Genomic DNA, 22,806 nt, shown 5'->3' with positions numbered 1-22,806 from the left:
AGATGGAAGACGAACGACAAGATGTGGCGGGGAACGTCGATCTATCGACACTGGCGATCACGCTGCTCAAAGGCGTGATCTATCGTGAGGGTGATGAACGTCTGTGGGGCGCGTTGCTCGACCTGCAGGCACGCGTGCGGGACTACGTGTCGGTACTGGGCCTGGAACTGGTGCTGGACGAGGCCGAAGGCTACGCGTTCCTGCGCAGCCGTCCCGAGCAGGCTGAAGATGGCGCAGCGCCAAAGCTGCCGCGTTTGATTGCACGCCGGCCGATCTCTTTTCCGGTCAGCCTGCTGCTGGCATTGCTGCGCAAGAAGCTTGCCGAATTCGATGCCGGTGGCGGCGATACGCGCCTGGTGCTGTCGCGCGACGACATCGTCGAGCTCGTCAGGGTCTTCCTTCCGGACAGCAGCAATGAAGCGAAGCTGATCGATCAGATCGAAACGCACATCAACAAGATCGTTGAGCTGGGCTTCCTGCGCCGGTTGAAGGTTGCGAACGGCTCGGCCAGTTTCGAAGTGCAGCGCATCCTGAAGGCGTTCGTCGACGCGCAATGGCTGTCGGACTTCGACACGCGTCTCGCCGCGTACCAGGCGCAACTGACGGGCACGACGGCAGGACCGGGAGGGGATGTCGATGAATGAGCCGAACGAGGCGATTCCAAAACTGCTGGAACTGGATTTTCTCGCCGACGACACGCTCTCCGGCTTTCGCCTGACTCGCCTGGAAGTTTTTAACTGGGGCACATTCGACGGGCGCGTATGGACGCTTCAGTTGGATGGCAAGAACGGTCTGCTGACGGGCGACATCGGCTCGGGCAAGTCGACGCTGGTCGACGCGATTACGACGCTAATGGTTCCCTCCCAGCGTATCGCCTACAACAAGGCGGCAGGAGCGGACAGCAAGGAGCGGACGCTGCGCTCATACGTACTCGGGCATTACAAGTCCGAGCGCAACGAGGTGACCGGTACAGCCAGGCCCGTTTCCTTGCGGGACCGCAACAGCTACTCGGTGATCCTCGGCGTGTTCCACAACGCTGGGTATGACCAGACGATCTCGCTGGCGCAGGTCTTCTGGATGAAAGAGGCGCAGAGCCAGCCCGAGCGTTTTTATGTCGGCGCTGAGCGGAATTTGTCGATAGCGACGGACTTTGTCCACTTCGGCTCCGATATCGCGCAATTGCGCAAAAAGTTGCGCAGCCTGGGCGCGCAAATCGAAGACACCTTTCCGAGATATGGCGCGTGGTTTCGCCGGCGCTTCGGCATCGACAATGAGCAGGCGCTCGAGCTGTTTCATCAGACAGTGTCGATGAAGTCGGTCGGTAACCTGACCGACTTCGTGCGTAGCCACATGCTCGAGCCGTTCGACGTCGCGCCTCGTATTGCCGCGCTGATCTCGCACTTCGACGATCTGAATCGCGCGCACGAGGCAGTGCTCAAGGCGAAGCGTCAGGTGGAGCTGCTCAGGCCCCTGGTGGCGGACTGCGACCAGCACGGCGCGCTGGCGGTGGAACTGGAGGCTTCGCGCGTATGCCGTGATGCGCTGAAGCCGTACTTCGCCGAATTGAAGCTGGGCCTGCTGGATCGGCGGTTGCAGTTGCTCGCGGAAGATCATGCACGCCTTTGCGCGCAGAGGGAGCGGCGTATCGAGCAGTGCGACCAGGATCGAACGCAAGCCGATCGCCTAAAGCGTGCGATTGCCGAGCAGGGCGGTGACCGGCTGGAGCAGCTTGCTGCCGCTATTCGAGACGAGGAACGCGAACGCAATCGACGCCAGCAGCGCGCCGAACGTCACGCGCAATTGCTTGCTGAGGTCGGTGAAACCGCGATTGCCGACGAGCCTGATTTCATCGCGCAGCGGCAGCAGGTGACCGATCTGCGCGAGGGCGTGAGTCAGCGGGAAGCCGATCTGCAAAACCAGATCACCGAGTGGGGCGTGTCGCTGCGTGAGGGCAAGCGCGAACATGATGTGCTTGGCGAGGAAGTCGCGAGCCTGAAGGCGCGACGCAGCAATATCCCCAAGGAGCAGATCGCCATGCGTGCGGCGTTGTGCGCAGCACTCGGTCTCGACGAAGACAGCATGCCGTTCGCCGGTGAACTGATCCAGGTGCGTGAAGAAGCGCGCGAATGGGAAGGCGCGATCGAGCGGGTGCTGCATAACTTTGGCCTCTCGCTTCTCGTGCCCGATGCGCACTATTCCGATGTCGCCGCGTGGGTGGATCGCACGCATCTCGCGGGACGGCTCGTGTATTTTCGCGTGCGAGCCACGCGCGACCAGGACATCGCCGAGCTGCATCGCGACTCGCTGGTGCGCAACGTCGCGATCAAACCGGATTCGCCGTTTTACGGCTGGCTTGAGCGGGCGCTGGCGCGGCGCTTCGATTACGCGTGCTGCGCGACGCAGGAACAGTTTCGTCGCGAGTCCCGTGCGCTGACTCGCACAGGGCAGGTCAAGGCGTCCGGCGAACGCCATGAGAAAGACGACCGCCATCGTCTCGACGACCGCAGCCGCTACGTCCTCGGTTGGAGCAACGCCGCCAAGATCGCCGCGATGGAAGGGCAACTGCGTGCGCTCGAGATGCGCCTTGGCGGCATCGCCAGCCAGATCGCCAAAGCGCAGGGCGATCAGACGAAACTGCGGCGGCAGTTGGAGGTGTTGGCGGCGCTCAATGAGTTCAACGATTTCCGTGAGCTGGATTGGCAGAGCTGCTCAGCCACGATCGCTCGCCTGCAGGATGAGAAAGCGCGTCTGGAGGCGGCCAGCAACGCGTTGCTGGAACTGGCCGCGCAGCTTGACTCGGTGCAGGCGGCGCTGAAGGAGAGCGAGAAGGCATTGTCGGACGTCAACCGGGAGTTAGGCGGGATCGACGCCAGACGCGAAGCGGCCGAAGCATTGCGGGAGCAAACCGCGGCATGGCTGGCCGGGATCGCCCCCGATACCCGCGAGCGGCTTGACGTGCTGCGCGCGCAGATTCTGGGCGAGCATCAGCTTTCGGTCGAGTCATGCGACAACCGTGAACGCGAACTGCGTGACGCGTTGCAGGCGCATATGGACGCCGAGGCCAAGCGCCTGGATCGCCTCACCGAGCGCATCATCAAGAGCATGTCGACGTTTAAGGACACATACAAGCTCGATACGGCCGATTTCGACGCCAGCCTCGAAGCCACGTTCGAGTATCGCGAGTTGCTGGCTCGCCTGAATACCGACGATCTTCCGCGCTTCGAGGCTCGCTTCAAGGAGCTATTGAACGTCAACACGATCAACGAGATTGCCAACTTCAACGGGCAACTGGCGCGGGAACGCGAAACGATCAAGGAACGCATCGCCCGCATCAATGAATCGCTGGCTCAAATCGACTATGACCCAGGTCGTTATATCGTGCTGGAGTCTCAGGCGAGCCCCGATGCAGACATCCGCGATTTCCAGGCGGAGCTGCGAGCCTGCACGGAGGGTATGCTGACCGGTTCGGACGACACACAGTATTCTGAAGCCAAATTTCTGCAGGTCAAGGCGATTATCGACCGGTTTCGCGGCCGCGAAGGCCTGTCGGATCAGGACCGCCGATGGACTACGAAGGTCACCGACGTGCGCAACTGGTTCCTGTTTGCCGCAAGCGAGCGTTGGCGCGAAGATGATACGGAATACGAGCACTATTCGGATTCGGGCGGTAAGTCGGGCGGGCAGAAGGAAAAACTGGCCTATACGATTCTCGCAGCCAGCCTCGCGTATCAATTTGGTTTGGAATGGGGCGCGGCACGGTCACGCTCGTTCCGCTTCGTGGTCATCGACGAAGCGTTTGGACGTGGCTCGGACGAGTCCGCGCAATACGGGCTTAAGTTGTTCAAGCAGCTCAACCTGCAACTGCTGATCGTTACACCGCTGCAGAAGATCCATATCATCGAGCCATTCGTTTCCAGCGTCGGCTTCGTGCACAACGATGAGGGACGTGCTTCGAAGCTGCGCAATCTGACGATCGAGGAGCATCTCGCGCGCAAGGCGGAGGGCTCGACGTGAGCTGGACAACCGCCAGTGACCTGAAAGCGCAGGTGCGCCGTTTGTGGGAGCGAGGTGAACTGTTGCGCAGCATGGTTAGCGACGACGCCTGCACGGCGCCGAATGCCGTGCTTACCGCTCGCGACGAAGTGAAGGTCGACCTGCGCTCCGGCTGTGCGTTCCCGCTGCGGCTCGTCCTGAGGGGACCGGCTTCGGCCGAACTCACCGAACGTTTCCAGGCTGTGCGCGAATGGATTGCTGAGCTTGTCACCGTCGCCCGGATCCGGATCGAATGGCGCGAGTTCAATCATCGTGTCCTCGGTGTTCAGCGAGTGCCGCAGGCGGTCTGGATTGACGATCTGGACAGTGCGCTGGCGATGATCGGCAAGCTTGGCGAAGCGGCACAATTCGGCCGCTTGCTCGCCCTCGTGGGCTCGCGGCAGCCGGCGCTGCTGGTATGGTTTCGCCGGCGTCCGCTGCAGGCGCTTGAGCTGGCTGACGAATGTGAACGTTTACTGGCAGTGGTCGGTTGGATCGTACGGCATCCACGTCCCGGCATTTACCTGAGACAAGTGGATATTGCCGGTGTGCACAGTAAGTACATCGAAAACTGGCGCGGTGTGCTGGCAGAATGGCTCGATCTCGTCCTTCCCCTGGAGGCCGTCGCGGTAGAAAGAAACGGCGCTGTGCACTTCGCGGCCCGCTACGGCTTCCTCGACAAGCCTGCCCGTATCCGGTTTCGCGTGCTCGACGCGCAGTTGCCCATGCTTCCCGGCCCTGCGCTTCCCGATATCTCAGTCGATGCGGACAGCTTTGCCGCGCTGGCCATGCCGACCTGCCGGGTTTTCATCACTGAGAACGAAACGAACTTCCTCGCGTTCCCGCCTCTAGCAGATACGATCGTCGTCTTCGGTGCAGGCTATGGATGGGACGCGCTGTCAAAAGCGGCATGGCTTTCCCGCTGCAGCATCCACTACTGGGGAGATATCGACACTCATGGCTTCGCCATCCTCGATCAGTTGCGCAGCCGATTCGACCACGTCGAGTCTTTTCTGATGGACCGGGCGACGCTGATCGCCCACGAAGCTCAATGGGGTGAGGAGCATGATCAGGTGCTCCGCGACTTGTCACGGCTCGACGATGCGGAGAAAGCGCTGTTCAACGACCTGCGCGATAACCGGCTTCGTAAAAATTTGCGGCTCGAGCAAGAGCGTATTGGCTTCCAGTGGGTTGAAACCGCGCTCGCCAAGTCTGCAGGACAGTGAAATAGCCTCTCTGATGCTCACCGAATTTGCACTCCGCAACCTCAAGCCGCGCACAGCCCTGTACAAGATCGCCGACCGCGACGGTATGTTGCAGTATCTCCGGCGGGCACCATTTCCTTTCGATACGACTACCGCATAGACGAGCGGCGAGAAACGCTGACAATCGTCCGCTAACCGACGGCGCGAACGTCATTTCCTCTGCAGTCCTGCATGACTTGTTCAAGGCCGCGCTGCCGCAGGAACAAAGCGAATCATCGATTCTCAAACACGTCGGATCGGGCGCGGCGCTTGGGGGCCTGTATCCGATGAGCGGCGAAAATCAGGCGCGCCATGAAGCGGACGTCAAGGCGGGGCTGGTTTGAACAGCCAGTGCGATTGGCTAGCTTGCAAATCCGTTCAGCGCCCAAGCTGGATCTGTGCCAGTTGACCCAGGCGGCGAACGCCGTCATCGATACGGTCATTCCACGCATGCCCCGCGCTCAAGCGCAGACAGTTGCGAAAGCGCCGGCTTGCAGAGAACACATCACCAGGCGCGAAGCAAATGCCGTGTTCGAGCGCTTCGTCGAAGAGCATGCGCGAATCGAAGCGCCTTGGCAGTTCGAGCCAGAGCGCAAAGCCACCAGCCGGCCGGCTCACTTTCGTGCCGGCCGGGAAGCTTGTCTCGATCGTGCGCGTCATGCGTGCAAGGTTCTCTTCGAACAGGCGGCGGATCGTGCGCAGGTGCGTATCGTAAGCGCCGCTTTCCAGAAAGGCCGCGAGCGCGACCTGCGGCAAGACGGCGCCGCAGAGGCTGAACGCGAGTTTGCGTTCCATCACCCGCTGCGCGTAGGCGCCCGCGACTATCCAGCCGACCCGGTACCCCGGAGCAAGGCTTTTCGAAAAAGAGCTGCAGTAGATCGTATTGGCGCCGCCGTCGAGCGCGATGAAGGGCTTGGGGCGCTCACGGCCGAAGTAGACGTCGCCGTACACGTCATCCTCGATCAGCGGCACGTCGTGCCGTGCGAGCAACGCGAGCAGCGAGCGCTTGTCCGTCTCGGCCATTGCACAACCCAACGGATTGTTGAAATTCGACGACAGCAGACAGGCGGCGACCGGTTCCATATCAAGCAGGCGCGCCAGCGCGTCGACATCGACGCCTCGCGTCGGGTCGGTCGGCAGTTCGAATGCCTTCAGGCCGAGCATTTCGATCGTATGCAGAAAGCCGAAGTAGGTCGGTGATTCGATCGCAATCGCATCACCGCGCTTGGCAACAGCACTTAGCGCGAGAGTCAGCGCCTCGGTGCAGCCACTCGTCACGAGCACGTCGTCGGGCGAAAGCGCGTGTCCGATACCCATGGCCCGCCTTGCGATTTCGCGGCGCAGGCGCGGTTCGCCTTGCGGTGCGCAATAGATGTTGTAGCGCGTGCCGTGTTGGCGCGCGGCGCGCGCCAGTGCCATGTCGAGCCGCTTCGATTGCAGTAGTTCCGCATCCGGTACGGCGCAGCCGAGCGGCACGAGCCCCGCGTTCGATGCGTGCTCGAGCAGTGCCGCGACGGCCCCGCTGATTGACACCGTCGATGCTTTCGCGCGCGGTCGCGAGGCGGACGGCAACGCGAGCGCACCCCGGCGTGCGGCGGCAACGTAGAAGCCCGACTGTGGCCGCGCAACGAGTATGCCTCGATCCTCGAGCAGGCGGTACGCCTGGAGTGCCGTGGAAATACTGATGCGGTGCTGTTCGCTGACGGTGCGCACGGAAGGCAGACGCACGCCCGGTGCTAGCGCGCCGTTGTCGATCATGCCGACGATGAGTTCGGCCAGTTGTTCGTACCGGTACGGAGTGGGCGTGTCCATGAGAGCGATCGGAACGGGGTAATCCGCAATTATCGGCCCGGAACTCCCGTCAGCCAAGAGAAACTGTGATGGTTCGTTCTCGCAGAAATTGTGACTGTTATGGTCGAGGCGGCAGCGCTACGATGCTTGCTATGCGATCGCGTCCGGAGCAATCCGGATCTCATACCGCAGTGAAGCCCGTGCAGCCGTAGATTTCATCGAGGCTACGATGGAGCAGCGGTCGGCTGCTCGCGGCCGATCGTCCGGCAATAGTTCAAGGCAAACAAAGGCAAGCGCATGAATGATGGTTTTCAAGCGAAGTTCAACGCAAGGCAAAGGTCTGGAGCGAGCGAATCGGATCGTCCTGAATGGCGCGGGCGATTTCCACGCAACGAGATCATTTCGCTGCTCGACGTGAATCGCCCGTTCAATCTGGCGGAGAGTACCTCACAGGATCTGACGTTAGGCGAACTGCTGGATCTGGCGGGTCTCGATCAGATCCGCTCGCTGAAGCTGGGCTATGGCACGTCGGCGGGTTCAAGCGCCCTTCGTGAGGCCATTGCCGAGGGCTGCAATGTTCCGGCAGAGCAGATCATCACGACACAAGGCACCGCGCTCGGGCTGTTTCTGCTTGCTTTCGAAGTGTGCCGGTCCGGCGACGACGCCGTTCTCGCGACACCATGCTTTCCGCCGAGTCGTGACTGCCTGGTCGGCGCTGGCGTCAGCGTTTGTGAGGTCAAGCTGTCGTTCGAGAACGGCTATGGACTGGACCTCGACCAGATCGCCGCAAGCCTGTCGCCGAAAACGAAGCTGGTGAGTATCGCTTCGCCGCAAAACCCGAGTGGGATCCAGACGTCTCGTGCAGACGTCGAGAAGCTCCTTGCCTTGATGGAAAAGCGCTCGCCGCAAGCGATCCTGTTCATCGACGAGACCTATCGGGAGGCCGCCTATGGCGACGACGCCGTCATCGAGAGTTTCGCCGCGATGGACCCACGTATCGTCACCGGCGCGTCGGTATCGAAGGCGCTCGGTGCGCCGGGCTTGCGCACCGGCTGGCTCACGGTGCCCGACGCGGATCTTCGGGCGCGCCTGACCGTCGCCAAAATGAACACCGTGATCTCGGGCTCGGTACTCGACGAGACCCTCGCTGTGGCGTTGCTGCGCAACAGGCAAGGCGTGCTCTCAGCGCGACGCCAGCTGCTTGCCGGCGCGCTCCAGCAACTGGCGCTCTGGTGCGAGAGCGAGCACGGACGCGTCGAGTGGGTACGCCCGGATGCCGGCGCGCTGTGCTGCGTGCGGCTACGCTCCGACGCATTCGACGAAGCCGCTGTCTCGCGCTTCTGGGACCGTTTGCCCGGCCACGACCTGCAACTGGCGTGCGGAACATGGTTTGGCGAAAGTAGCCGGGTATTCCGGCTGGGCTTCGGTTATCTGCCGTCTGCGCGCCTTGGACCCGCGTTGTCCGCACTTTCGTCGGTCATGGACGCGGTTACGGCGTGATGCGTCGTAACAACTGGATACCATCGGCATGAGACTTGTTCGATTTGGTCTGCCCGAAGAAGAGCGACCAGGGGTCCTCGATGCGTCCGGAACCGTCCGTGACGCCAGCAGCCTGGTCCGCGACTGGTCCGGTAACGCGCTGGAGGTCGGCGCCTTGCGCGACCTGGCGCGATCCGACGTCTCTCAACTGCCGGTTGCGGAGGCACGGTCCCGGCTGGGTTGCCCGATCGGCACCCCGGGCAAAATCATCTGTATTGGATTGAACTACGCCGATCACGCGGAGGAAACCGGATTCGACCTGCCGCGGGAACCGCTCATTTTCTTCAAGTCTCCGACCGCGCTTAGCGGACCATTCGACCCGATCGTCATTCCGGCGACGGCCAATGCGGTGGACTGGGAAGTCGAACTCGCCGTGGTCATGGGGGGCGTGGCTCGCAATGTTCGACCCGGGGAGGCCGCGTCGCTTGTCGCGGGCGTCGCCGTCGCCAACGACGTTACCGACCGGCAATGGCAGTTCGAGCGTGGCGGCCAGTGGAGCAAGGCGAAAAGCGCGGATACGTTCGCGCCCCTCGGGCCATGGCTCGTCACGCTGGATGAACTTCCGGCGTCGCTGGATCTCAGGATCTGGCTGCGGAAAAACGATGTGCCCCGACAGGAAAGCCGTACCGGCAGGCTGGTTTTTCCGGTCAGCCAGATCGTTGCGCATCTGAGCGAGTTCATGACGTTGCTGCCGGGCGATCTCGTCCTGACCGGAACGCCGCAAGGCGTGGCCTACAACAAGCCGGATCCGGACTATCTGAAGGAAGGCGACATCATCACCTGCGGAATTGAGGGACTCGGTTCACAACGCTGCGAGATTCATGCGGCAACCTGTGCAAAGCGGACGACGAACCCGCTCAAATGAAACGCGACGGACTGCGTGTGCCGCAACCGGATTGGCATTCAAGGTCCTTTAACTCCTCTACATGCGGAGCAAAGCTATGAAAGTAAGAATCGCCTATCTCGAGGAACCGCCCTTTTACTGGACGGCCGAAGACGGATCCGTGAAGGGCGCCGACATCGAACTTGCCGAGGTGGTGCTGCGGGCAGCCGGTGTGTCGGCCATCGAATATCAGCGGGTACCTTTCGATGAGCTTCTGCGTGGCGTGCAGGAAGACCGTTGGGACATGAACGTGCCGATTTTCGTGACGGCAGAGCGTGCCGGGTCCGTGGCGTTCAGCGCGCCGGTCTGGGCACTGGGTGACGGCTTGCTGCTCCGGCATGGCAATCCGAAAGTGCTCACGAGCTACGGCGCCGTCGCGGCGCGGAACGACGCGCGGCTTGGGGTCGTCGCCGGGACGGTTCAGCTCGACGCCGCGAAGTCGGCCGGCGTGAGCGATAGCCAGATCGTGGCATTCAAGGACCAGCCCGACGCGATCGACGCACTGCTGTCAGGAACGATCGATGCCTACGCGAGCACGGCGGTTGGAAGCCGTGCCCTTGCGAGTGCCAACCCGCAACTTGAAGTGGCTGCGCTCGAGATGAGTCGGGACGGGCGAGCGCCCGTGGGTGCCTTTTCGTTCAGCAAGCGCAACCCTGATCTCCTGCAGGCCGTGAACGAGCAGCTTCGCCAGTACCTCGGTTCGGATGATCACCGTGCCCGCATGGCGAAGTACGGTCTCACACGCACGGAGCTCGACGGCGTGAGCGCAGCCTGAGAAGAAAGGCGTCAGGCTGGATGCTCTGCCGCGCGGACCTGACATCATGATCCAGCCGCAGTCGCTCAGGTATTTCGCAGAGGTCGCGCGCACGGGGTCGCTAAGGCATGCGTCCGAGACGTTCTTTGTTGCACCCAGCGCGATCAGCAAACAGATCAGCAACCTGGAAAAGGAACTGGGCGTCACGCTGTTCGACCGCTCGGCGCGCGGCGTGACGCTGACCGTGGCCGGCCAGCTTCTGCTCGATTACGTTGGCGCCAACACACGCCACGTGGAGCAGTTGCATGCCGCGATGGACGACCTGAGCGCGTTACGCCGAGGCGCGGTCCGCGTCGCGCTGGTCGAGGCCGCCGTGCACAGCTTCATGCCCGACCTGATCAACGAGTTTTCTCGCGACTATCCGGGCATTGTCGTCCATCTCGATGTTTGCGGCACCGCACAGATCGTCGACGCGCTCGTCGACCATCGCGCCGAGATTGGCGTGGCCTTCAATGTTCTCAATCGCGACGACCTCAATCTGCACGGCCGCTCCGTCCAGCCGTTGCAGATGATTTGCCGGCCGGAGCATCCTCTGGCCGACCGAAGAGCGGTGTCGATGTCCGAACTGGAGATGATCCGGGTCGCTTTGCCGGCGCGGACCTTCGGTATCCGCTATCTGATCGAAAAGGCCGCCGAGCGGGCGAACGTCACGCTTCAGATCGCCGTCGAAGCGAACTCGCTGCAGGTGATCAAGAACCTCGTCAGGCAGTCCGACATCGTCAGCTTCATGCCGCCGCTCACCCTGACGCAGGAACAGGCGCACGGCTGGCTGCGCGCCATTCCGCTCGACGAGCGCGATTCCGGGGCTGCCACGATCGACGTGATTACGGCCCGGGGACGGCAGATGTCCGCCGCGGCGCAGCGCTTCCTGAAAGTTCTGCTTCGCCGCCTGGGGACGGCGCGCTGAATCCCTTCCTTCCTCCTTCCTCATCGCACTTGGTGTTCTGTTTTGGTGACCATAGACATCACCTCAAGCACCTTCCTCGGGAAATTTGGTTCACCTCTAATGTGTTCATCACGCGACGCCGCACCTTTGCGCCGCGAACCGAGCGAGGAAAACGATGAACGTAGGATTGATAGGCTGCGGAGCGATCGGTAGCCTGCTTTATGACCTGCTGGGTCGATATGCGCCTGGTGTTCGGGTCCAGGTCGTCTATGAGCGGACCGAATCCCGCGAACGTGCGCGCAAGGCGCTCGGTACCGGCACCGGCACGCGGATCGTCGACAGCGTTGACGATCTGCTCGATGGCGAGCTCGATCTCGTCGTCGAATGCGCGGGCCACGAAGCGCTGCGCAATCTGGGACCGTCGGTCCTGGCGGCGGGGCATGACCTGCTCGTCGCCTCGGTCGGTGCACTGGCGGATCCCGTGCTCGAGACATTGTTGATCGATGCGGCAACGGCCAAAGGGGCGCGTCTGCGCATTCCCTCCGGCGCGCTGGGCGGGCTCGACGCGCTCGGTGCGGCGAAGTTCGCCGGCCTGCGCGAGGTGCGGTACGAATCGCACAAGGCGCCGGATGCGTGGCGGGGCACGCCCGCCGAAGCGCTGGTGGCGCTCGACGACATCATGCGGCCCACCGCCTTCTATGAGGGCACGGCGCGAGATGCGGCACGCCTCTTTCCGCAGAATGCCAATGTGGCGGCTGCCGTCGCGCTCGCCGGCATCGGCTTCGATCAGACCAAAGTCGTCCTGAACGCCGATCCTCTCGCCACCGGCAACGCGCACCGGATCAAGGCGCAGGGCGACTTTGGCGAGATCGACATCGCTGTGTCAGGTAAGACGTTGCCGAGCAACCCCAAAACCTCGATGCTGGCGCCCCACAGCCTCGTCCGCGCGATCGTGGATCTGACCCGGACCCTGGTCGTCGCCTAGCCGGCAAAAGGCCTGCCTTCGGATAGCAGGGCGAAAGCGACCAGCAATGAATTGAAACTAAACCGATAGATAAGGATTCCATATGAAAAACGAAAGCGAAGTCGAAAGCCGACAATCCGATGTTGTGCGCAGCCCTTACGACGGCAGCGTGGTCGGTCATATGCCGGTCGCCGACGCGGATGCCGTCGAGCGATCGATCGAGCGTGCCCAGGCAGCGTTCGAGATCATGCGCAGTCTGCCCCGCTTTGTGCGCGCGGATATCCTGCGCCGCGCGGCGGACCTGATCGAAGTTCGGCGCGACGAATTCGTGCGGACGATCGCGGCGGAATCGGGAAAGCCCTTGTACGATGCGCGCGGCGAAGTTTCGCGTGGCATCTTCAATCTGCGCAATGCGGCTGCCGAAGCGCGGCGCAGTCACGGCGAAGAAGTGCCGCTCGACGTCGACGCGGGCGTATTTGAGTACCAGACGACCGATGCGAGCGGCGGCGCGACGAATCTGTCGGGGCTCGACGTGGACAAGCTGGCGGACATGCGCCGTCGTGTCGGTCTCGCACGGCGGTTTCCGATCGGTGTCATCCTGGCGATTTCGCCATTCAATTTTCCGCTCAACCTCGTCCTTCACAAAGTCGCGCCGGCGATTGCGGTAGGCAATGCGGTCGTGCTGAAGCCTGCGCCGCAAACCCCGCTGACCAGCCTCTTGCTCCAGCAGGTCATGCGCGATGCGGGCCTGCCCGACGGCGCGCTCGAGGTGTGTCACTGCAGCATCCCGCTGGCGGAGTCGATGGTGCGCGACAGCCGCTTTGCCATGGTGACCTTTACGGGAAGCGCCAAGGTCGGCTGGCACATCAAATCGATTGCCGGTCACAAAAAGGTGGCGCTCGAACTCGGCGGTAACGGCACGGTGATCGTGGCGGAAGACGCGGATCTCGACCTCGCGGCGGCGCGTTGTGTCCGTGGCGGAGTCGTGTTCGGCGGACAGTACTGCATCGGTGTGCAACGCATTCTGGTGCACGAAAGCGTGCGGGAGCAGTTCGAGACCCGGCTGCTCGACAAGGTGCGGGCTTGCCGCGTCGGCGATCCGATGGAGGAGGGTATCGACGTGGGACCGGTTATCGACGAGAAATCAGCGATCCGCATCCAGAGCTGGATCGACGCGGCCCAGGCTGAGGGAGCGCACCTGCTGGCCGGCGGTCCGCGCGTCGGAGCCGTGGTGCAGCCGACGGTGCTGGCGAATACCCAGCCGGGCATGCTGGTCGAGGACGAGGAAATCTTCGGGCCGGCGCTCACACTCAACAGCTATCGCACGTTCGACGAGGCCGTCGCGCGTGCCAACGATTCGCGCTATGGCCTGCAGGGCGGCCTGTTCACGAGGGATCTGCAGCGTGCGTTCCGGGCGCTGGAGAAGTGGGACGTCGGTGGATTGATGATCAACGATGTTCCGATCTACCGCATCGACAACATGCCTTTCGGCGGCTGGAAGGAATCCGGCTCGGGCCGTGAAGGCACACGATACGCGATGGACGAGATGTCGGAAATCAAACTGCTCGTGATCAACTATTCGTGACGCCCCTTTGCGCGGGTCACCGCGAGTGGCGACCCACGCTTTCCCTACCATCCTGAATGGATACGACATGTCGACGTCTCCCGTGAACATTCCGTCCTGTGAACTCGAAGACGACGCGCTGACCGGGCGCAGTCTCTATCGCAAGCTCACGTGGAGGTTCGCCCCGTTCCTTGGCTTGTGTTTCTTTTCCGCGTTCCTGGACCGGGTCAATGTGGGCATTGCGAAACTGCAGATGCTCGATTCGCTGGGCTTCAGCGAAACGGTCTATGGGCTCGGCGCAGGCCTGTTCTTCGTCGGCTACATCCTGTTCGAGGTACCCAGCAATCTCATACTCGACAAGGTGGGCGCCCGGTTCTGGATTGCGCGCATCATGGTCACGTGGGGCCTGCTTTCCGGGCTGACGATGTTCGTGAAGACACCCGCGCAGTTCTACGTCGTGCGCTTCCTGCTTGGCGTGGCGGAAGCAGGCTTTCTTCCTGGCGCACTGCTTTACCTCACCTACTGGTTTCCCGATGCGCGGCGCGGCCGGATCGTCGCACTCTTTATGGTGGGCCTGCCGCTGTCGAGTCTGCTTGGCTCGCCGCTTTCCGGCTGGATCCTGTCGGTCTTCGACGGCTTGCGCGGCCTGCAAGGCTGGCAGTGGCTGTTCGCGCTGGAGGCGCTGCCGTCCTTGCTGCTGGGCGTGCTCGTCTATCTGTGCCTGCCGAAAACCTGGCAGGATGCGCGTTTTCTCACCACAGCCGAACTTGCGAGGCTCAGGCGCGACATCGAGGCGGATCAGGATCAGACGAAGGCGCACGGGTTGGCGCAGGCATTTGCCAATCCGAAAGTATGGGTGGTGGGCTATCTCGACCTGTGCGTGCTGCTCTGCTTCTATTCAATCGGCTTCTGGATGCCCACCATGCTGCGTGAGGCCGGCGTCAGGAGCGCAGTCCAGATAGGCGCGCTGATGGCGATACCCAATGGCTTCGCGGTTGTCATGGTGCTGGTAGCCGGGATCAGCTCCGACTGGTTCCGCGAGCGTCGCTGGCATGTCGCCGTGCCGTTTCTGTGGTCGGCGTTCGGCCTGATTGCATGCGCTTTCTTTCCGGGCAACGTTGCCGCGATCGTCATCCTGCTCTCGATGGCCAACGCCGGGGCAGCGGCCGCGATGCCGGTGATCTGGGCGCTCCCGTCGACGTTTCTCCGCGGCACGGCTGCGGCGGCGGGGATTGCGTTCGCGTGCTCCATCGCCAACCTTGGCGGCTTCGCGAGCACCTATTTCCTCGGCTGGCTGAAAGATCGGACGCACAGCATGAGCGCGGGTGTCATCACTTTTGGTGCGTGCCTGCTGTTGGGTTCCCTGCTGGCGCTCGCGATGCCGAAGCGGATCGTCAACCGGTGAGCCCACGCCCGCATCCCGAAGAGAAATTGTGATGCTCCAATGGCGCGAAAATTGTGACTGTTATGGCTGCGCCGCAGGCGCTACGATGCATGTGTTCCATTGCATCCGAAGGTAACCCCGATATCCGAGGGAGTCGAGCGAAGCGTTATGAAGCGATCCTATAGAGTAGTCGACGTCTTCACGTCCCGGCCACTGCTGGGCAATCCGGTGGCCGTGGTCATGGACGCGGACGGACTGACCGACGGCGAGATGCAGGCTATCGCGGGCTGGACCAACCTTTCCGAAACCACCTTTGTCCTGCGGACTACGACCGCCGAAGCCGATTATCGACTGAGGATTTTCACGCCGCGCAGTGAGCTTCCGTTTGCGGGACATCCGACGCTCGGCAGTGCGCACGCCCTGCTGGAAGCCGGACGCGCTACCCTTCGTCAAGGCGGCTGTTTGGTCCAGCAATGCAGTATCGGCCTCGTCGAAGTGAGGGCCGAGGAGCAAGGCGGAAGCGGTCAGCTCAGCTTCTGCTTGCCGCCTGCGAAGCTGGAGCCGTTGCACCCCGAAGACAAGGCTGAACTTGCGCGCATTCTCGGCTGCCAGGTGGACGTCGAGACGGCGCCGGGTATCGTGACTGTTGGCCCAGTCTGGATCGTGGCGCGTTTGAAGGATGCCGCTTCCGTACTCGATCTTCGGCCGGATTTCGCGCGGCTGGCGGACCTCGAGCGTCGCCTCGGCGTGACTGGCGTGACCGTATTCGGCGCTCGCGAAGAGGGAGGCGACGCGGTAATCGAGGTGCGGACCTTCGCGCCCTCGTGCGGGGTCGAGGAGGATCCTGTCTGCGGAAGCGGCAACGGCAGCGTGGCGGCCTTCCAGTGGCAGCGCGGCCTGTTGCCGCCCGGCGGGACGGACTACGTGGCTGCACAGGGGCGCCGTGTTGGCCGGGATGGACGAATCAAGGTGAGCGTGGATGCGAACGGAAATGTGCGCGTCGGCGGTGCCTGCGTCACATCGGTGGAAGGTTCGCTGACGCTTCGGACCGGGACCGGCAACGAGACAGGCTGAAGTTGTTTGCACTTCGATTTCCGGCATGTTCCCCATTCGACATAAAAGACGACCCCCTGGTGTTGTGAAATGAACCACGCATTGCCCATCGAATCATCGTCCGGCTTTATCTCCGTTACCAATCCCTTCGATGGCGTCGAGGTGGGCACCGTCGTGGATATTCCGCCGGAAGGCGCGCAGGTGCTGATAGAGACTGCGAAGGAGGGGGCGCGCGCCTGCCGAAGCCTGTCCCGTTACGAACGGGCTCGCGTGCTAGAGACCTGCGCGTCGCTCGTGGAGCGCGACAGGGATGCGTTTGCCGAACTCATCGTCGCGGAAGCGGGCAAGACGGTCCGGCAGGCCCGCAAGGAAGTGCTGCGCTGCGTGAACACGCTCAAGCTCTCCGCCGATGAGGCACGTCGAAACGGAGGTGAAGTCGTGCCGTTCGATGCCTATGACGGATCGGCCAACCGGCAGGGATGGTTCACGCGCGAACCCCTCGGTGTCATCGTGGCGATCACGCCGTACAACGACCCGCTCAACCTGGTCGCGCACAAGCTCGGGCCCGCGATCGCCGGCGGCAATGCCGTGATCCTCAAACCCTCGGAACTGACGCCGCTTTCGGCCATCAAGCTGGTCGGCTACCTTGTGGCGGCCGGCATGCCGCCGCACGTCGTGTCGGTGGCAACAGGCGGGGCGGCGCTCGGCGAAGCACTGGTTTCATCCCGGGACGTCAGAATGGTGTCCTTTACCGGCGGGTTCATCACCGGCGAGAAAATAGCCCGCGCCGCAGGCCTCAAAAAGCTCGCGATGGACCTGGGAGGCAACGCGCCCGTCATCGTCCTGAATGACTGCGACCTCGACGATGCCGTCGAGTCCTGCGTATCGGGAGCGTACTGGGCCGCAGGCCAGAATTGCGTCGGCACGCAGCGCATACTGATCCAGTCGTCCGTCTATGACGACTTCAGGAGTTGCTTCGTTGACCGTACCAGAGCGCTCAGGACGGGCAATCCCGCGCTGCCCGACACCGATGTCGGGCCGATGATCACGGCCCAGGCGGCCGTCCGGACGAAACGCGTGGTGGACGCTGCAATCGGTCAGGGCGCCACGCTGCTCTGCGGCAATACTCAGGACGGTTCGCTCTATGCTCCGACCGTGCTCGAGAATGTCAGCTTCGCATGCGACCTGTGGCATCAGGAGGTTTTCAGCCCGGTTGTCGTGCTGCAGCGGATCGAGACGCTGGAGGAGGCGCTCCTGCTCGCCAACAGCCCCGAGTACAGTCTACATGCTGGCATTTTCACCAATGATCTGCACGCTGCGCTGAAGGCGGCTGACGAACTGGAAGCCGGTGGGGTCATGATCAACGACTCGTCGGACTACCGGTTCGATGCCATGCCGTTCGGCGGCTTCAAGTACGGAAGCCTGGGCCGCGAAGGCGTCAGGTTTGCGTACGAGGAAATGACACAACCGAAGGTCGTGTGTATCAGGAAGAGCGAATATGCCACCCGCAAGCATTCAGCAACGCCCCGATAAAGATCAGCCCGCTAGCCTCGCTTTCTGTAGTCAGGCGGTGCATGCGGGAAACGTCATCGATACGACGACGGGCGCGATCCGTACACCGATCGTGATGGCGAATTCATACCGGTTGCCTGATGACCCGTCCGCGCTCGACTGGTCGGACTCGCAGACACTCTTCTATAACCGCAATTCCGGGCACAACCAGCTTTGCCTCGAGCGCAAGCTTGCCGCGATGGAGCGTGGTGAGGAAGCTGCCGTGTTCAGCACGGGCGTTGCTGCGTTGCATGCGATTTTTTTCACCTTCCTGAAAAGCGGCGATCACGTCGTGGTCAGCGATGTCACGTATGAGGCAGTCTGGCGTCTCTTCAGCGATCTGCTCCCGGCGCGGTACGGTATCGAAGCGACGTTCGTGGACGTCAGCGACCTCACCGCGGTACGCGAAGCGGTACGGCCGAATACGAAGCTGATCCATGCTGAGACCATTGCTAATCCAACCACGAAGGTGGCGGACGTCCGGGCGCTGGCGGCGATTGCGCGCGATGCGGGCGCCATGCTGTCGATCGATGCGACCTTCACGCCCCCGCCGATGTTCCGGGGCCTTGAGCACGATGCGGATTTCGTCGTTCATGCGCTGACGAAATACATCAACGGACACGGCGACGCAATGGGCGGAGCCGTGATCGGCCGCGCGGAGTTGATCCGCCGCCTGAAGGCGGATGCGCTTGTCGACGTGGGCGGTTCGATCTCGCCTTTCAACGCGTGGCTGATCATGCGAGGCTCGGTGACATTGCCGCTACGTCTGGCTCAGCATATGTCTACCGCACGGAAAGTTGCCGAGTTCCTCGACAAGGATTCGCGCATTGCTTTCGTGGCATTTCCGGGACTGGCTTCTCATTCTCAACATGAGCTTGCATCGCGCCAGTTTGGTGGCGCGGGATACGGCGGTGTCATGGCGTTTGCCGTCAAAGGTGAACCGGACAGACAGAATCGCTTCGTGGCTAATCTGCGTCTCATTACCTCAGCGGTATCGCTCGGACATGACGAGTCTCTGATCGTGCACGTCGGCAAGGCGGGGCGCGGCGGATCGGAGTGCTATCCGGACGTGTTTCGGGAGTATGGTCACCTGCGCCTGTCGATCGGTCTCGAGGACCCGGCCGATCTGATTGCAGATATCGAGGCGGCGCTCGGCGATACGTTCGGCTGAACTTCCAGCGGTCGAATGGAAAGTTTGGCTATGAGGTGATTTTTAAAAATAGGAAAACTAAAGTGATAAGAAAAAGCTTGATCTTTTCCTCGTGCAAGCTCGCGTCCTATGTTACGGCTACCATCGCGCTCGTCGCGGTGACGGGCGCTGTTCAAGCGGATGAAATTGTGAAGATCGGGAGCGTCGAACCGCTGACCGGGAGTATCGCTCATCTAGGGAAAGACAACGAGAACGGTGCACAGCTAGTGTCGTGAGTTAGAAGTTCGCTGAATCAATTTCCTGTCTTGTCCGGAATGACGAAATGCTGATTGAAGAGCCGCTCGGACTCACGCAATCCTTTTTCGGTAAAGATCACGGACTTCGTCTTGTTGACCGGGTCTTCAATGAAACCTCGCTCGTAGAGCCGGTTCAGCACATCCCAGTCGAATCCCTTCCACGCGCGGTACCGGTCGTGCAGGGTCAGGTAGAGCAGTGCCAGGGCGACTTCGTCGATTGCATCGGTATTGATATTCATGACGCACCTGCCGTAGCGTTGCCGATCCGCGCACAAAACCGTTCGAGACTCGCCAGAATGCCATCAGCCGACTTGCTCCAGATGAACCGTTGCGGATTGGCGTTATAGACGTCCAGGTAATGGCGGATCGCGTCTTCGAGTTGACGCGTCGAGCGGTGCGTACCGCGTCGAAGGTATTTTTCAGTCAGCGCAGCGAACCAGCGTTCGACCTGGTTAAGCCACGATGCCGAGGTGGGCGTGAAGTGAACATGGAAGCGAGGATGACGAGCGAACCAGGCTTTGATCGAGGGCGTTTTGTGCGTGCCATAGTTGTCCATCACCAGATGAACATCCAGGTAAGACGGCACGGTGGCCTCGATGGTGCGCAGAAAGCGTAGGAATTCGCTGCTGCGATGGCGCCGATGTATCTCGCCGATCACTTCACCGGTCGCGATGTCCAGCGCCTGAATCTGGCTCTTCTCGTCCACACACAGCACCATCGTCTTGAGCGGCGGGTTCAGGTAAAGCCCGACGATATCCCGCACCTTGTCGACGAACATCGGATCGCTGGAGAACTTGAACGTTTCCTGCCGGTGCGGCTGCAAGCCGAAAGCACGCCAGATCCGCGTGACCGCCGTCTGCGACAGCTTCATCTCACGGGCCATCGTGCGCGTACTCCAGTGCGTTGCTCCGACAGGCACCGACTCAAGCGTTTTTGCGATGACCGCATCGACGCGCGCGTCATTGATCGTTCTCGGCGCGCCAGGTCGAGGTGCATCGAGCAGTCCGTCCAGACGGTGGATCATGAACCTCGCCCGCCACTTCGAAACCGTTTGCTGAGTGACCCGCTGTTTCGCTGCAACGGCCTTGTTGTCTATCCCGTCGGCACAGGCCAACACTATGCGCGCCCGCGATGCTAGGGCCTGCGCAGTCTTGCGTCGCATCGTCAGCGCTTGCAGTTCTTCGCGCTCCGATTCGCTCAGCACGAGTTCCCCTTTGGCCCGTCCGCTCATCGATGTCTCCTCGTATCAAGTGCCACACAGAACACTTTAGTACGCGATCGACATCATTCAATGAATTTCCAACTCATGACACTAGCTGACAGTAGCAGGCACCGGCACACCATATCGGCCAGACCACCGCGTCAGGAAGTGCGAGGTCTGGGCACGGCTACGATCAGTTGGTTTGGGTAACGCGTTGTTCGACCAACGCGAAAATCTTCATGCCAACGAGCATGGCGATGACGAACAGCATCGATTCAAACTCACCGCTTCCGGCGCTAACGAGAGCCGGTCCCGGGCAGAATCCTGCCATGCCCCAGCCGGCACCGAACATGGCGCTACCAGCAAGCAGGCGGCGGTCAATGTGCGTCGCGGTCGGCAGCGACATGGGCGCCTTGAGCAGGCTCCGCTTGAGCCTGCGTGCTATCGTGAAGCCGACACTGCTAACTGCGATCGCGCCGGCCATGACGAACGCCAGTGACGGGTCCCAGTTGCCCGCGATATCGAGAAAACCCAGCACCTTCGCAGGGTTGGCCATGCCGGAAACGATCAGTCCCGTGGCGAATATCAGACCGGCCAGTAGCGCGTTGAGAATCAGCATGTCAAAGCCCCAGCGGATGGCGGGTAACGAAAACGGTCAAAAAGCCCATTGCCATGAACGTCGCGGTGGCCGCAAGCGAGCGGACCGAACCGCGTGAAAGGCCGCATACGCCGTGACCACTCGTGCAACCGGACGCATAGCGGGTGCCGATGCCAACGAGCAGACCAGCCGCAACGAGCACTGGCGGCGATGACGTAATCGCGACGGTCGGCAGTGCCGTGAAAAGCTTGAATACCCAGGGCGCAGCAAAGAGCCCAAGCACGAATGCTGCGCGCCATGCATGATCGCTGGATGTCGTGTTGAGCAGGCCGCCAAGTATCCCGCTGATGCCGGCGATACGGCCGTTCCCGAGCACAAGCAGCGTTGCCGCGAGACCGATCAGCAAGCCGCCGGCGAGTGCGGGAAGCGGCGTGAAGTGAGCAAGATCGATGCTCATTTCAGGCGCCCTTTGACTTTGCCGCAATAGAGGTTCGACAACGTCTCCATGATGCTTAAGACTTCGGCGCCCGCGAGACTGTAGTACATGTACTTTCCCTCGCGCCGCGTGCTGACAAGGCCTTCTTCGCGCAGCACGCCAAGATGTTGCGAAAGGCTCGGTTGATGAAGGCCGACCGCTGCTTCCAGTTCCCCAACGTTATGTTCGCCTTCGATCAGTTGGCACAACAGCAGCAGACGGTCCTCCTGCGCCATGGCTTTGAGAAGGGCGCAGCATTTCGTCGCGGATTGCCGCAGCGAGTCGAGCGCGGCGGGAGATAATGGCGTGCCCATCGATCGGCGTCCTTTTACCTGACAATCATGTTGACCTTCATTATATTAAAATATATATTATTTTTCAATGTACTGACTGGAACATGCGATGAAGCCACTGGTAGAAGCGTTCTTTGATCGGACCACCTGCACCGTTACCTATGTCGTTCACGCCGGCGATGGCTCTGCGTGTGCCGTGATCGATTCGGTGCTCGACTATGACCCGAAGGCCGGCCGTATCTCGACTCGATCGGCCGACAAGGTCGTGGAATTTGTGCGGGCGCATGGGTTGCGTGTCGAATGGCTGCTGGAAACGCATGCTCACGCGGACCATCTGTCGGCAGCTCAATATCTGAAGACGCGACTGGGAGGAAGGATTGCCATCGGCGAGAGCATTCGCGCAGTGCAGGGTGTATTCAAGCGCGTCTTCAACCTGGGTACGCACGTGCCGGACGACGGTCAGCAGTTCGATCATCTGTTCACCGCTGGCGAAACGTTCCAGATCGGCGGGCTGAGTGCGCATGCCATACATGCGCCGGGACATACGCCGGCTGACGTGGCGTATCAGATCGGGGACGCGGTTTTTGTCGGCGACACGATGTTCATGCCGGACGTAGGTAGCGCACGGTGTGATTTTCCGGGTGGTGATGCGCATACGCTTTATCGCTCAGCACGTAAACTGTTGTCGTTACCTGACGAGACCCGGCTTTATATGTGTCACGATTACCCGCCTCAGTCGCGTCAACCCCAATGGCAAACCACAGTGGCTGAACAGCGCAAAGGCAATATTCATCTGCATGATGGCAACTCGGAAGCTACGTTCGTCGCGATGCGCACCGCACGCGACCGGACGCTTGATATGCCTACGCTCATCCTTCCAGCTGTCCAGGTCAACATTCGCGCAGGCTCATTGCCTGAACCGGAAGACAACGGCACGCGTTATCTGAAAATCCCCCTTGGTGCCTTGTAGAGCGCGCATTTGCGCAAAACAGGTAAGCGCCTCACGGCGACCGTCGTAGACGAGGGCGAGAAGCGACATCAAAGTGGTGCCCATCATTTTCGATTTGATGGACATCACCGTGACAGAG

General features: G+C 61.6%; 21 protein-coding genes and 3 pseudogenes. 17 read left to right on the top strand and 7 right to left on the bottom strand.

Features of this window, described 5'->3' with window-relative positions:
• Positions 1-2 precede the first annotated feature (2 nt).
• From DVS29_RS03680 to DVS29_RS37195, 5 genes and pseudogenes are all read left to right on the top strand, one after another.
• On the top strand, positions 3-644 hold the full coding sequence (locus DVS29_RS03680) for a DUF4194 domain-containing protein (protein WP_118179097.1): 642 nt from the start codon (positions 3-5) through the stop codon (positions 642-644).
• A complete protein-coding gene (locus DVS29_RS03675; protein WP_118179096.1) occupies positions 631-4,014 on the top strand; it encodes an ATP-binding protein in 3,384 nt (1,127 codons plus the stop codon). Before DVS29_RS03680 ends, DVS29_RS03675 begins: the two co-directional genes overlap by 14 nt.
• Positions 4,011-5,258: a Wadjet anti-phage system protein JetD domain-containing protein gene (locus DVS29_RS03670; protein WP_118179095.1), complete on the top strand. Its 1,248-nt coding sequence runs from the start codon at positions 4,011-4,013 to the stop codon at positions 5,256-5,258. The genes DVS29_RS03675 and DVS29_RS03670 overlap by 4 nt, the downstream gene beginning before the upstream one ends.
• 13 nt (positions 5,259-5,271) lie before the next feature.
• A pseudogene (locus tag DVS29_RS37740) lies at positions 5,272-5,429 on the top strand (Arm DNA-binding domain-containing protein); the annotation flags it as partial.
• A gap of 44 nt (positions 5,430-5,473) precedes the next feature.
• Positions 5,474-5,620, top strand: a complete 147-nt coding sequence (locus DVS29_RS37195) for a hypothetical protein (protein WP_164707839.1) — start codon at positions 5,474-5,476, stop codon at positions 5,618-5,620.
• A gap of 34 nt (positions 5,621-5,654) precedes the next feature.
• Here the strand turns inward: DVS29_RS37195 and DVS29_RS03660 are convergent, their stop codons facing one another.
• Together DVS29_RS03660 and DVS29_RS38095 are read right to left on the bottom strand one after the other, a co-directional pair.
• Positions 5,655-6,752 carry an aminotransferase-like domain-containing protein gene (locus tag DVS29_RS03660; RefSeq protein ID WP_240655464.1) on the bottom strand — a complete coding sequence of 366 codons (1,098 nt, stop codon included), beginning with the start codon at positions 6,750-6,752 and terminating at the stop codon, positions 5,655-5,657.
• A gap of 135 nt (positions 6,753-6,887) precedes the next feature.
• A pseudogene (locus DVS29_RS38095) lies at positions 6,888-7,088 on the bottom strand (GntR family transcriptional regulator); the annotation flags it as partial.
• 276 nt (positions 7,089-7,364) lie between these two features.
• Here DVS29_RS38095 and DVS29_RS03655 point away from each other — a divergent pair.
• The 11 genes and pseudogenes from DVS29_RS03655 to DVS29_RS37730 form a co-directional block, all read left to right on the top strand.
• Positions 7,365-8,567 (top strand): pyridoxal phosphate-dependent aminotransferase, encoded by a 1,203-nt coding sequence (locus tag DVS29_RS03655; protein ID WP_118179093.1) that lies wholly within the window; start codon positions 7,365-7,367, stop codon positions 8,565-8,567.
• A 28-nt stretch (positions 8,568-8,595) separates the two neighbouring features.
• Positions 8,596-9,471 (top strand): fumarylacetoacetate hydrolase family protein, encoded by an 876-nt coding sequence (locus DVS29_RS03650; RefSeq protein ID WP_118179092.1) that lies wholly within the window; start codon positions 8,596-8,598, stop codon positions 9,469-9,471.
• A gap of 76 nt (positions 9,472-9,547) precedes the next feature.
• Complete coding sequence (locus DVS29_RS03645; protein WP_118179091.1) at positions 9,548-10,264, top strand: transporter substrate-binding domain-containing protein; 717 nt, start codon at positions 9,548-9,550, stop codon at positions 10,262-10,264.
• A 46-nt stretch (positions 10,265-10,310) separates the two neighbouring features.
• Positions 10,311-11,210: a LysR family transcriptional regulator gene (locus tag DVS29_RS03640; protein WP_118179090.1), complete on the top strand. Its 900-nt coding sequence runs from the start codon at positions 10,311-10,313 to the stop codon at positions 11,208-11,210.
• A gap of 154 nt (positions 11,211-11,364) precedes the next feature.
• A complete protein-coding gene (locus DVS29_RS03635) occupies positions 11,365-12,174 on the top strand; it encodes an aspartate dehydrogenase (protein WP_118179089.1) in 810 nt (269 codons plus the stop codon).
• An 82-nt stretch (positions 12,175-12,256) separates the two neighbouring features.
• The gene (locus tag DVS29_RS03630; RefSeq protein ID WP_118179088.1) at positions 12,257-13,738 is read left to right on the top strand and encodes an aldehyde dehydrogenase family protein; all 1,482 of its coding nucleotides are present in this window, start codon (positions 12,257-12,259) and stop codon (positions 13,736-13,738) included.
• A gap of 67 nt (positions 13,739-13,805) precedes the next feature.
• Entirely contained in the window at positions 13,806-15,122 is a 1,317-nt protein-coding gene (locus tag DVS29_RS03625; RefSeq protein WP_118179087.1) for an MFS transporter, read from the top strand.
• 147 nt (positions 15,123-15,269) lie between these two features.
• Complete coding sequence (locus tag DVS29_RS03620; protein ID WP_118179086.1) at positions 15,270-16,175, top strand: PhzF family phenazine biosynthesis protein; 906 nt, start codon at positions 15,270-15,272, stop codon at positions 16,173-16,175.
• A gap of 69 nt (positions 16,176-16,244) precedes the next feature.
• Positions 16,245-17,687 carry an aldehyde dehydrogenase family protein gene (locus DVS29_RS03615; protein ID WP_118179085.1) on the top strand — a complete coding sequence of 481 codons (1,443 nt, stop codon included), beginning with the start codon at positions 16,245-16,247 and terminating at the stop codon, positions 17,685-17,687.
• Positions 17,653-18,876: a trans-sulfuration enzyme family protein gene (locus tag DVS29_RS03610; protein ID WP_205962396.1), complete on the top strand. Its 1,224-nt coding sequence runs from the start codon at positions 17,653-17,655 to the stop codon at positions 18,874-18,876. Before DVS29_RS03615 ends, DVS29_RS03610 begins: the two co-directional genes overlap by 35 nt.
• A gap of 122 nt (positions 18,877-18,998) precedes the next feature.
• Positions 18,999-19,121, top strand: a pseudogene (locus DVS29_RS37730) (branched-chain amino acid ABC transporter substrate-binding protein); the annotation flags it as partial.
• Between the two features lie 26 nt (positions 19,122-19,147).
• Here the strand turns inward: DVS29_RS37730 and DVS29_RS03600 are convergent.
• From DVS29_RS03600 to DVS29_RS03580, 5 genes are all read right to left on the bottom strand, one after another.
• Positions 19,148-19,390, bottom strand: a complete 243-nt coding sequence (locus tag DVS29_RS03600; RefSeq protein WP_118179083.1) for a DUF6429 family protein — start codon at positions 19,388-19,390, stop codon at positions 19,148-19,150.
• A complete protein-coding gene (locus DVS29_RS03595) occupies positions 19,387-20,382 on the bottom strand; it encodes an IS630 family transposase (protein ID WP_118179082.1) in 996 nt (331 codons plus the stop codon). Before DVS29_RS03595 ends, DVS29_RS03600 begins: the two co-directional genes overlap by 4 nt.
• A gap of 163 nt (positions 20,383-20,545) precedes the next feature.
• Positions 20,546-20,971, bottom strand: a complete 426-nt coding sequence (locus DVS29_RS03590) for a YeeE/YedE family protein (RefSeq protein WP_118179081.1) — start codon at positions 20,969-20,971, stop codon at positions 20,546-20,548.
• 1 nt (position 20,972) lies between these two features.
• The gene (locus tag DVS29_RS03585; protein ID WP_118179080.1) at positions 20,973-21,407 is read right to left on the bottom strand and encodes a YeeE/YedE family protein; all 435 of its coding nucleotides are present in this window, start codon (positions 21,405-21,407) and stop codon (positions 20,973-20,975) included.
• Positions 21,404-21,739: an ArsR/SmtB family transcription factor gene (locus DVS29_RS03580; RefSeq protein WP_118179079.1), complete on the bottom strand. Its 336-nt coding sequence runs from the start codon at positions 21,737-21,739 to the stop codon at positions 21,404-21,406. Before DVS29_RS03580 ends, DVS29_RS03585 begins: the two co-directional genes overlap by 4 nt.
• 88 nt (positions 21,740-21,827) lie before the next feature.
• Between DVS29_RS03580 and DVS29_RS03575 the strand changes: the two genes are divergently transcribed.
• On the top strand, positions 21,828-22,688 hold the full coding sequence (locus tag DVS29_RS03575) for an MBL fold metallo-hydrolase (RefSeq protein ID WP_118179078.1): 861 nt from the start codon (positions 21,828-21,830) through the stop codon (positions 22,686-22,688).
• Positions 22,689-22,806: the final 118 nt, after the last annotated feature.

Origin of the sequence: Paraburkholderia phosphatilytica (genome assembly GCF_003443895.1) — a bacterium.
Taxonomy (GTDB): domain Bacteria; phylum Pseudomonadota; class Gammaproteobacteria; order Burkholderiales; family Burkholderiaceae; genus Paraburkholderia; species Paraburkholderia phosphatilytica.
Note: the sequence above shows the minus strand (reverse complement) of the source record. Positions and strands in the feature narration are given on the sequence as shown.